The 230-nt window shown below is 64.8% G+C and carries 1 protein-coding gene; it reads right to left on the bottom strand.

All coding sequences use genetic code 11. The features are described 5' to 3' along the window. On the bottom strand, positions 1 to 230 hold a 230-nt coding region (locus SB816_RS35460), incomplete at both ends, for a multicopper oxidase domain-containing protein (protein ID WP_410548679.1).

The following is a 230-nucleotide window of genomic DNA, read 5'->3' as shown; positions in this document are numbered from 1 at the left end:
ATTGGCGGCACATACACCGTGTCCCGCCGCGCGCCCGTAACCGCCCGTCCATTCAGCCCGACGACCTGGAACACATGCCCGTGCAGATGCATCGGGGGACCCATCATCGACATATTGTGGAAGGACAGCACGATCCGCTCGCCGCGCCTCGCGGTAACCGGGCGATGCTGGCCCCAGACGGCGCCATTCATCGTCCACACATAGGGCTGCATCGAGCCGCCCAGCATTAC

The organism is Achromobacter sp. SIMBA_011 (assembly GCF_046535435.1).
Taxonomy (GTDB): Bacteria; Pseudomonadota; Gammaproteobacteria; order Burkholderiales; family Burkholderiaceae_B; genus Achromobacter; species Achromobacter dolens.
This window is presented reverse-complemented; position numbering and strand designations above follow the sequence as displayed.